Source organism: Cognatundibacterium oligocarboniphilum (assembly GCF_013377855.1).
In the GTDB taxonomy this organism is placed as follows: domain Bacteria; phylum Pseudomonadota; class Gammaproteobacteria; order Burkholderiales; family Burkholderiaceae_D; genus Undibacterium; species Undibacterium oligocarboniphilum.
Window position 1 is genome coordinate 1 of the sequence record NZ_JABXYJ010000018.1, and the last position, 7,992, is coordinate 7,992.

At 45.4% G+C, this 7,992-nt stretch carries 15 protein-coding genes; 12 read left to right on the top strand and 3 right to left on the bottom strand.

Annotated features, from left to right (window positions below):
• Positions 1 to 402, bottom strand: a 402-nt coding sequence (locus tag HV832_RS16865) for a helix-turn-helix domain-containing protein (protein WP_176805218.1), incomplete at its 3' end; no start/stop codon positions are given.
• 127 nt (positions 403 to 529) lie between these two features.
• On the opposite strand from HV832_RS16865, the gene HV832_RS16870 reads away from it, so the two are divergent.
• The 6 genes from HV832_RS16870 to HV832_RS16895 are packed head-to-tail and all read left to right on the top strand — an operon-like array spanning position 530 to position 2,887.
• Positions 530 to 679, top strand: coding sequence for a hypothetical protein (locus HV832_RS16870; RefSeq protein ID WP_176805219.1), 150 nt, complete (start codon positions 530 to 532; stop codon positions 677 to 679).
• Positions 680 to 699: 20 nt separating this feature from the next.
• Positions 700 to 1,944, top strand: coding sequence for a replication initiation factor domain-containing protein (locus HV832_RS16875; RefSeq protein ID WP_176805221.1), 1,245 nt, complete (start codon positions 700 to 702; stop codon positions 1,942 to 1,944).
• A 2-nt stretch (positions 1,945 to 1,946) separates the two neighbouring features.
• Entirely contained in the window at positions 1,947 to 2,246 is a 300-nt protein-coding gene (locus HV832_RS16880; protein WP_176805222.1) for a hypothetical protein, read from the top strand.
• 2 nt (positions 2,247 to 2,248) lie between these two features.
• Positions 2,249 to 2,452, top strand: a complete 204-nt coding sequence (locus tag HV832_RS16885) for a hypothetical protein (protein WP_176805223.1) — start codon at positions 2,249 to 2,251, stop codon at positions 2,450 to 2,452.
• Complete coding sequence (locus tag HV832_RS16890; RefSeq protein WP_176805224.1) at positions 2,449 to 2,706, top strand: hypothetical protein; 258 nt, start codon at positions 2,449 to 2,451, stop codon at positions 2,704 to 2,706. Before HV832_RS16885 ends, HV832_RS16890 begins: the two co-directional genes overlap by 4 nt.
• Positions 2,687 to 2,887, top strand: a complete 201-nt coding sequence (locus HV832_RS16895; protein ID WP_176805225.1) for a major capsid protein — start codon at positions 2,687 to 2,689, stop codon at positions 2,885 to 2,887. The genes HV832_RS16890 and HV832_RS16895 overlap by 20 nt, the downstream gene beginning before the upstream one ends.
• A 78-nt stretch (positions 2,888 to 2,965) precedes the next feature.
• Here the strand turns inward: HV832_RS16895 and HV832_RS16900 are convergent, their stop codons facing one another.
• Entirely contained in the window at positions 2,966 to 3,175 is a 210-nt protein-coding gene (locus tag HV832_RS16900; protein ID WP_176805226.1) for a hypothetical protein, read from the bottom strand.
• 187 nt (positions 3,176 to 3,362) lie between these two features.
• Positions 3,363 to 4,004 carry a hypothetical protein gene (locus HV832_RS16905; RefSeq protein ID WP_176805227.1) on the bottom strand — a complete coding sequence of 214 codons (642 nt, stop codon included), beginning with the start codon at positions 4,002 to 4,004 and terminating at the stop codon, positions 3,363 to 3,365.
• A gap of 10 nt (positions 4,005 to 4,014) precedes the next feature.
• On the opposite strand from HV832_RS16905, the gene HV832_RS16910 reads away from it, so the two are divergent.
• The 6 genes from HV832_RS16910 to HV832_RS17170 all read left to right on the top strand — a co-directional run.
• Complete coding sequence (locus HV832_RS16910; RefSeq protein WP_176805228.1) at positions 4,015 to 4,599, top strand: virulence factor TspB C-terminal domain-related protein; 585 nt, start codon at positions 4,015 to 4,017, stop codon at positions 4,597 to 4,599.
• Between the two features lies 1 nt (position 4,600).
• The gene (locus tag HV832_RS16915) at positions 4,601 to 4,900 is read left to right on the top strand and encodes a DUF2523 family protein (protein ID WP_176805229.1); all 300 of its coding nucleotides are present in this window, start codon (positions 4,601 to 4,603) and stop codon (positions 4,898 to 4,900) included.
• Positions 4,897 to 6,006: a zonular occludens toxin domain-containing protein gene (locus HV832_RS16920; protein WP_176805230.1), complete on the top strand. Its 1,110-nt coding sequence runs from the start codon at positions 4,897 to 4,899 to the stop codon at positions 6,004 to 6,006. The genes HV832_RS16915 and HV832_RS16920 overlap by 4 nt, the downstream gene beginning before the upstream one ends.
• On the top strand, positions 6,003 to 7,124 hold the full coding sequence (locus HV832_RS16925; RefSeq protein ID WP_176805231.1) for a methyltransferase family protein: 1,122 nt from the start codon (positions 6,003 to 6,005) through the stop codon (positions 7,122 to 7,124). The genes HV832_RS16920 and HV832_RS16925 overlap by 4 nt, the downstream gene beginning before the upstream one ends.
• An 11-nt stretch (positions 7,125 to 7,135) precedes the next feature.
• Positions 7,136 to 7,468 carry a hypothetical protein gene (locus HV832_RS16930; protein WP_176805232.1) on the top strand — a complete coding sequence of 111 codons (333 nt, stop codon included), beginning with the start codon at positions 7,136 to 7,138 and terminating at the stop codon, positions 7,466 to 7,468.
• A 224-nt stretch (positions 7,469 to 7,692) separates the two neighbouring features.
• On the top strand, positions 7,693 to 7,992 hold a 300-nt coding region (locus tag HV832_RS17170), incomplete at its 3' end, for a hypothetical protein (RefSeq protein WP_218132072.1).

Sequence of the window (7,992 nt, forward strand, 5' to 3'; positions counted from 1 at the left end):
TAGATACCTTCTGAATTTCGCATAATTTATAGCAGGCAAACTATGCTCTGCTAAAACCCGCGCCGTTGCTGCTTCTGCGGGTGTGGGTGTCAAAAAACTTGTGACAAAACACAATGCTAGGACAGCGCTAACTCGCTGCGCTGTCCTCGTCGTAAAAACTTCCCATAGTGATTTTTGACCTGCTCTTTCTGCTCTATCTATGTCTGACGCCATGATTATTTCTATCGGGTCAATTCCTAATTCAATTGCTATTTTTATACATTTTTCGTTGTCCATTGTTCTTACTCCTGATCTGTATTGTGCTACTGCTGCTGGTGATATTTGTAGCCATTCTGCCAATTCTTTATCTCTGCGTAGCTTTTTTTTCTGCATTATTTGATCTAAATATTTTGCTGCTCTCATAATTCCTCCTTGACTGTTAGCGAATCGTGAATTAAATTCACGTTACGTATTTCACGTCACGTTAATCACTTTGAACTCTATCACAGTGAATGTTTACTTCAATAATTTAAGTGTCACGGAAAGTTACATGAAGCAATTTGACGACAAATTTGCGCTGGAATTGCTTGACGCTCCGCGCCGTGGTCGCCCTCGTAAGCACAATGCTAAATCTCCGGCTCTCCGTGCTCGTGAATATCGTCTCCGCCAAAAAGCCAAGAAGCAGGGTGATTTATCGTGACGCATCACGGAAATTCATCATTGCCAGAATCACAATTTTCCGCGTCGCGGGAAGCTGCTGACGCGGCTTTAGCGCGTCAAAGCGTCCTGCAAAGCGGGGTTTCAGTACCGCAAACCGGGCAGGAATGCCCCCCCATTAATAACATGGGGGAAAACTACGAAGGTGAGCATATCCGTGTCGGTCGCCGCATTCTGACGACATTGTGCAAAGCCAAGGCACACAAAAACCTTGCTTTCTTTGACTGGCTTTCTGTCACGGTGCATGAAACCTCTTTTCATCGTACCGGTTCGGGTTCGTTGATATCTACTGATGAATTCATTTTTGAAGCGTCTCGTGTTTGTGAGTCCATCTTTGGCTTTGGTGTGACTGATCATCGCCAGAAAGTCATGAATTTTTATAACGATTCATGGGAATTGGGGGAAGGTTTCGGCTTCATTTGCTTCGGTGGCCAGCGCGAAACTTTGCAAATTGTTGTTTCAGGATTGGGCTGCATGAATGCGGCACAAGGATGGGAAAAAAGATTCTATGATTTTCTTACTAAAACTGCTATTCGCCCTGTTATTACCCGTTGTGATCTCGCACACGATGATATGCAGGGCGCGTATTTGTCGGTCGATTGGGCGGAAAAGCGTTGGGCAGAACGTGGCTTCAATTCAACGAAGGGCGGCAGACTCGTTAATATCGAGCGCGTTGGTAACTGGCACGCTCCTACCGGGGCAGGCAGAACGCTTACAGTGGGAACTCGCAAAGCTGGAAAATTCTGCCGATTCTATGAAAAAGGAAAACAGCTTGGCGATGAATCGTCGCTATGGTGCCGGGCAGAGGTCGAATTCAAAAGCTGTGACCGTCTGATTCCATTTGATATTTTGCTGGAACCGTCTGCCTATTTTGCGGGTGCATATCCCTGTTTTTCTGAGTTTTTCTATCATGCGTCTGCTCAGAAAGTGGAACTCAAAAAACGCACTGCTGAAATTACGATTGAGTCCGCAACGGCTGTCCTAAAACACCAGTTTGGAAAATACATTTCCTTTTTCCGTCAATTTTACGGTGATGCTGATTTGCTTGAACGTGCATCTTCAGACAATCGTGATGCCGTGCCAAAGAGGATGCAGCCTGTTTTGGCTGGCATGGGAAAAGCGAAACAATATTTTCATGAGATTTTCATCCCAAAAATTATCAATATTGAAAAAGATTTCGTGCCTGTTATCGATGTCCGCCGTGCGTCGAATAACGTGAAGGCTTATTTTGCGGCTAGTCGAGGTTAAAAATGAAGGTAACTGTTCTGGGTATGAAGGCTTCAAAGGGCATGATGGAAAACGGTGTCACTTACGATTCTACAAAAGTGTTTACTCAGGTTCGTTTGGATGATTCTAAGGGGACTGCGAAGGGTTTTAGTGGTGGTGATTATACTTTTGGTGATTCATCTGTTTTTGAAAAATATAAGCATTTGACTTTTCCTTTGCTCGCTGAAGTCGAGTTTGATCAGGTTACTTCTGGCAAGCTAGTGCGTCAAATTATCGTCAGTTTGCAGCCTTTGCAAATTGCAAAAACTGAAGCGAAGGCTTAGTCATGAATGGGCGCGTTGGCTACGTCATCCAGTGTCTTGAGTCATTCAATTTTTTGTATATGGATGAGGACGGGGCAGTCAACTACACGCCTTTTTTGAAGTTGGCTGGAACGACTCCTACTTATGAATCTGCTTTTGAGTTGGCGGCAGATTTTCTGCATGACTCATTTGCAATTTGTACTGTTTGGGTGCCGGAAAAAAAATGACGCAATGTCTGAAAGTTTCACAATTGCCCGATGGTTCTTTGCGTTTGGAGCCGGATGTGCAACAGGATTTGCAGCTTTGTCAGTATGTGCTGCAAACGGGTGCTGAAGTGGGGAATTCGCTCACCACTTTGACGCCTGCTCAGGGGACAGAAATATCCATGTACGTAATGGGTGTCTGGGCTGTCGCTTGGGGTTTTAAACAAGTAGCGAAAACTTTAAGTATGGGGTCTGAAAATGAAATTGAGTCAAATTAAAAATCTTGGTCTTGCTGCTGGTGTGATGTTGGTGTCTTTTTCTGCATCCGCTGCTGTTGATACTTCTGCGGTCACTTCTGCCATCACTGATGCCGGTGCAGCGGTTGCAACAGTCGGTGCTGCTGTGCTGGTCCTCCACGTCGGCATGAAAGTGTACAAGTGGGTTAGTCGCGCTCTGTAATTTGCGCCTTTTTGTATCTGAAAAGGGGCGGCGCGTCGCCCTTTTTTTTATTGGGATTGTGGAGCATGAAAAATGGGATTAATCGTTTTGTTGGCTGTCTGTGGTGCTGCTTGGCTTTTGTTTTCCTGATTTGTTCAGGTTTGGCTCAAGCGGGTCAAGCTGGTTACCAGTGGACGCCTGATGTAGATTGTTCCGCGCCGTTAAGTGACTCAATGATATCTGCGGGTTATCATTTTGATTTTGTTCGACCCACTTATAATACTGCTGGCGAAATGGTTTCTCGAACATGTGCACTTGTTGACGGAAGGGGCGTTGTTGATACTAACGAATTCACACAGTATCGTACCAATAATTGCAAAGCTGGCTATGTTAAAAATAGTAACGGTTGCCAGAAAAGTTGTAATGCTCCGCAGATAAATTTCCCGCCTGATTCTGACACTTGTGTGGATGTTCCGAAGTGTGGCAGTAGTGATAATTATATAGCTGGTGCGAACCAGTGTCGCCCTAAAGTTTGTGCTACGGGGACAAGTATTAATCCACAGACCGGTGCATGTGAAGCTCCTCCTCCTCCTGATGGTGGTGCAACATCTAACGGTACATCTGCCGGGGGCAGTTCTAATGGTACGTCTGCCGGTGCTACTTCTTCCGGGCAATCATCCGCTTCGCAGACTTCAGCGGCAACGTCAAATACTACTTCTGTCAGTACTACATCAAACGACCAGACTTCAGCGAGTAACACTTCTGCTGCAACATCCGCTAATACTACTTCGTCCACATCCTCTACTTCGGCATCTACCTCGTCCACTTCGTCAACCAGTGCTGGTGCTTCATCAAACGGTACTACATCGTCAGCGCCGACTTCATCGGCTACAACGCCGCCTTCTTCTTCATCTACATCATCAGCAACTACTTCTGCTTCATCAGCGGCTACAACATCTACATCTTCAGTCAGCGTAACTTCATCGGCAGTGCCGCCCACTACATCATCTGCTACAACGTCTATGACCAGTGCTGCTGCGACTTCTGCTGCCACTACGTCAACCTCTGGAACGTCAACAGCGAGCACCTCTGCTACAACATCAAGTGATTCAACGTCGAGCACAAGTGCAAGTCTCACGAGTTCTTCTGTGCCAGGTACGTCTGCTTCTCAAACGACGTCAAACGGTTCTAATAACGGCTCATCGAATTCTACGTCTAGCACTTCATCGTCTACTAGTAATGGTACTAGTTCTAGTACAAGCAACGGTAATGGTGACGATAACGATTTTTGCAAAAAACATCCTGAATTGAATATCTGCAAAAACAGTTCCGTTCAGGGTCGTTGCGCTCAGACTTCTTGTGATGGGGATGCCATCACATGTGCGATTTTGCGCACTCAGCAGCAGCGCGATTGTGAAGATCATGACGACAATGACCCGCAGGTGAAATTGGGAAAACAATTGTTGTCTGGTGATGACCCGCTCAAGGATTCTTTGCCGAATGCTGAAAATGCTCAGGTCGTTGATCTCTCTGGGAATATTGTGAACGCTGACGGGTGGGGCGGTGGTGGTCAGTGTTTTACGGATAAGACCTTTTCTGTTTCTGGTCGGTCGTTTGTATTACCGTTATCGAGTGTTTGTGATTATCTTTTGGCGTTGCGATTTGCTGTCATGTTAATGGCTGCGTTGACCAGCTACAAAATGGTTTCCGGGACAATTTTGAGGGATTTGTAATATGAATTTTTTAGTAGCAGCAATTCTGGGCGGATTGGCTCAGGTGATGGCGTCGATGGTCGGTCGTGTCCTTGTTGCGTTGTCCATGTCCTACGTTACCTATAGGGGTGTTCACGTAGCTACGGATTCTATTGTCCTGATGATGAAAACTTCTTTCGGTTCCATTGGTGGTGATATTGGCGGCATCCTTCAGTATCTTTGGCTTGACAAGGCAATGTCTATGATTGTGTCAGCCTTTGCTGCTTCTTTAGCTGTCAAGATGGGGCAGGGTGCTTTGACTAAACTGGTGGTTAAAAAATGATTAATCTGATTACCGGATTGCCCGGAAATGGCAAAACACTCTACGCACTCAGCTATGTTAAGCAATGGGCGGAAAAAGACAGCCGACCTGTTTTTTACTCTGGCATCAAAGATTTGATGCTTCCTTGGACTGAGATTGACCCGATTAAATGGTTTGAGTGTCCTCCGGGTTCAATTGTTGTTATTGATGAGTGCCAGACTGTTTTCCGTCCTCGTTCTATTGGCAAGGAACCGCCTGATTATGTGGCTAAGTTAGAGACACACAGGCATCAGGGCATTGATCTTGTTCTGATTACTCAGCATCCCTTACTCGCTGATTCTGCCATTCGTAGATTGGTTGGGCGTCACCTGCATGTCATGCGTAAATTCGGTACGAATGCTGCGACGATTCATGAATGGGCTGGTTGTAAGGATACGTGTGACAAGTCAGCGGGGCGCGCGGATAGTATCAAACACCATTGGGCTTACGATAAAAAAGCGTTTGAGTATTATAAAAGTGCTGAGGTCCATACCGTAAAGCGCAACATTCCTATGCGCATTTATATTCTTTTATTGGTTCCTTTTTTGATTGGTTTTGCTGTCTGGTATGTCAAAGTTTATACAGATAAGCAGCGCGGCAAAGATGTAGATAAGCCTGTGGCTGAGTCGGGTTTTCAGCCGTTAAAAACGTCTTTGGCTCCGGCTTCTGCTGGCGGTCGAGTTGCTTATGCGAATGCTTTGGATGATGCGAAGCAGTACGTATTTGAGCAGACTCCGCGTGTTGAGGGTTTGCCGCATACCGCGCCGAAATACGATGAGATAACAAAACCTGTTGAAGTACCTGTACCTGCTGGTTGTGTTCAGACTAAATCTTCAGGCTGCAAGTGTTATTCACAACAGGCGACGCCGATTGATATGCCGCAAGCTCTTTGTGAGGGCATTGTTAAGCATGGATATTTTGAGGATTTTGAACGATCAAAGCGCCCGAAAGAAAAACAATTAGAAGTTGCCAGGTCTGAAGAGGGTGCAAAGTCTGAGCAACCTTCTCAGTGGTTGGTCTTTGAGAATCCTCCTGTTAAGCGTCAATCCGGGCAATCTTTAAAGGATAAAGAAAAGGAAAAATTATGAATGCGGCTGTTTTGAAAAAAATAGATGTTTCTCCCTTGTTTCGCTTTTTTGCGAATTATGGTAGCGCTGTTTTTTTGTCTTGGTTGGGTTACTACTTTTTCACTGAAATTGCTTTATTTCATTTAGATAGTTTTCGTTTTACTTGGGAGCCGCAGCTTGTAACGTGGAAGTCGGGTTATGTCTTTACTGTTAAAAGTTTTTGGCGTTCTGTTTTGCTGGTCTATGTGTTTTGTTTGCCTGTGTATTTTTACTTGAGAAACGACACTTTATCTAAGGGCGCTCTGGTTTTGCAGTCAGTGTTGTTTGTATTGACTGGAAGGCTGTCTGTGTTGACTGAACGACACAAATTGGCGGTCCGGTTTTTTCTTGTAAAGATGGTTTTTGTTCCCTATATCTTGGCTATTTTCTTGGCGCATTTACGTGTCACGAATTACAAACTGGTCGATCTTTGGCGCTATTTTCATATGGATGTATTGGACCGTCCTTTCTTTGCGCCGGATTTGAATTGGCTCATTATTGAATGTGTTTTGGCGGTAGTGTATTTCTTTGATGTTGTTCCGTTTTTGGTGGGTTATCTGGCTGAATCAAAATTTTTGAATAACGAGATCAAAAGTGTTGAGACTACTTTAGCGGGGTGGGTGATTTGTCTGATTTATTACTCGCCGTTTAATCTGGCTTTTGCTGCTTTTTTTGTTCGTGATGTGCCGGAATATGTGCATCCCTTTGCTATTGGTGCGTTTGGTGACTATTTGTATTTTATTCTGAATGTTGGGGCTGTTCTTTGTCTTGCATGTTACGCATCTGCATCGGTTTCTTTGGGCTGGCGTTCTGGTAACTTGGTTTCTCGTGGCGTTGTCACTTCGGGTCTTTATTCAGTGGTCCGTCATCCTGCGTATTCTTTCAAGAGCGTCGCTTGGCTTCTTTTTGCGCTTGGTGCGTCTCTGCATTCCTATTTGAGTGGCCAGCCGTGGCTTTGGCGTCTTGTGGCGTTGTCTGTGTGGGTTTTTGGTTACTACTTACGTGCTGTGACCGAAGAGCGTCATCTGTCCGGGACTGACCCTGATTACTTGACATATATGCAATCTGTGCCTTACCGTTTTATTCCTCGCATCTTTTGAAGATTATTCATATGGAACTGGCTGAATGTTTTAATCGATTTCAGGGTGAGCAGCGTAAGTCTTGTGTTGATGCTGAATTGCGGCGGCTGGATGCTGCTGCAATCGCTCAAGCTGCTTCGCAAGCGGGTCAGCAATGGCTTGGCCACCCTATGGACTTGCGGCAGGTTCCTGAGCCTTTTCAGCGTGCTGAGACAAAGCACGCTGATTTTGTGAGTATTTGGGGTTCGGATGTGCATTTGGGTCGTTTGCCGCTGATTTTTTCTGTAATTGGTGTTGCTTGTTTGTTGTTCCTCGTTTTGTATCTTTTATCAGTTGCCTGGCGTCGCTTTTTTGCTGTTAGGTAGCGTACAAGCGGCGTCGGCGTATGCCGGCGCAAAATATCCTGCCGTTTTACTGTCCGTGATGATTTCCTGATCGTTTCGCAGACGTGGACGGTAGTAGCCGCATCCGGCACGGTATCGGGATTTTTAGCGGGTCAGCCGTGGTGCTGTTTTGCTCGTGCAGTTTGTCGCCGGTCCGAACCCCCGTCATGGAAGCCGCTTTTTGTTGAAATTGGTTATTTTTGTAAATGTACCAGCTTGAATTGTTTCCGTTTCAGGTTTTGACTGTCGCGGAAAAGACACAAATATTTGAAAATATTCGCGGTTATTATTGGTACATTCGCAACGCTCGAAAAACCTCAATTCATGACGCAAGGCGGCGCAAATTTTATCGGCTGGTTGCGGTCGAAAAAAAACGCCTGAGACTTTCAGGCGTTCCGAAGGATGAGATTTTGGAGTTTTTAAGTTGTTGCCGTTTGAAGTGTGGAAGGGTTAAACAGTGCCAATTTTGCAAGGGTGAATTTCGTTCTATTTATGCAAGAATTCAG

Coding starts and splice junctions, on each gene's coding strand:
- HV832_RS16885 (WP_176805223.1), top strand. CDS start 2,249: ATGAATGGGCGCGTTGGCTACGTCATCCAGTGTCTTGAGTCATTCAAT.
- HV832_RS16925 (WP_176805231.1), top strand. CDS start 6,003: ATGAATGCGGCTGTTTTGAAAAAAATAGATGTTTCTCCCTTGTTTCGC.
- HV832_RS16915 (WP_176805229.1), top strand. CDS start 4,601: ATGAATTTTTTAGTAGCAGCAATTCTGGGCGGATTGGCTCAGGTGATG.
- HV832_RS16895 (WP_176805225.1), top strand. CDS start 2,687: ATGAAATTGAGTCAAATTAAAAATCTTGGTCTTGCTGCTGGTGTGATG.
- HV832_RS16880 (WP_176805222.1), top strand. CDS start 1,947: ATGAAGGTAACTGTTCTGGGTATGAAGGCTTCAAAGGGCATGATGGAA.
- HV832_RS16920 (WP_176805230.1), top strand. CDS start 4,897: ATGATTAATCTGATTACCGGATTGCCCGGAAATGGCAAAACACTCTAC.
- HV832_RS16930 (WP_176805232.1), top strand. CDS start 7,136: ATGGAACTGGCTGAATGTTTTAATCGATTTCAGGGTGAGCAGCGTAAG.
- HV832_RS16870 (WP_176805219.1), top strand. CDS start 530: ATGAAGCAATTTGACGACAAATTTGCGCTGGAATTGCTTGACGCTCCG.
- HV832_RS16890 (WP_176805224.1), top strand. CDS start 2,449: ATGACGCAATGTCTGAAAGTTTCACAATTGCCCGATGGTTCTTTGCGT.
- HV832_RS16900 (WP_176805226.1), bottom strand. CDS start 3,175: ATGTTCGAGAAACCATTTCGCCAGCAGTATTATAAGTGGGTCGAACAA.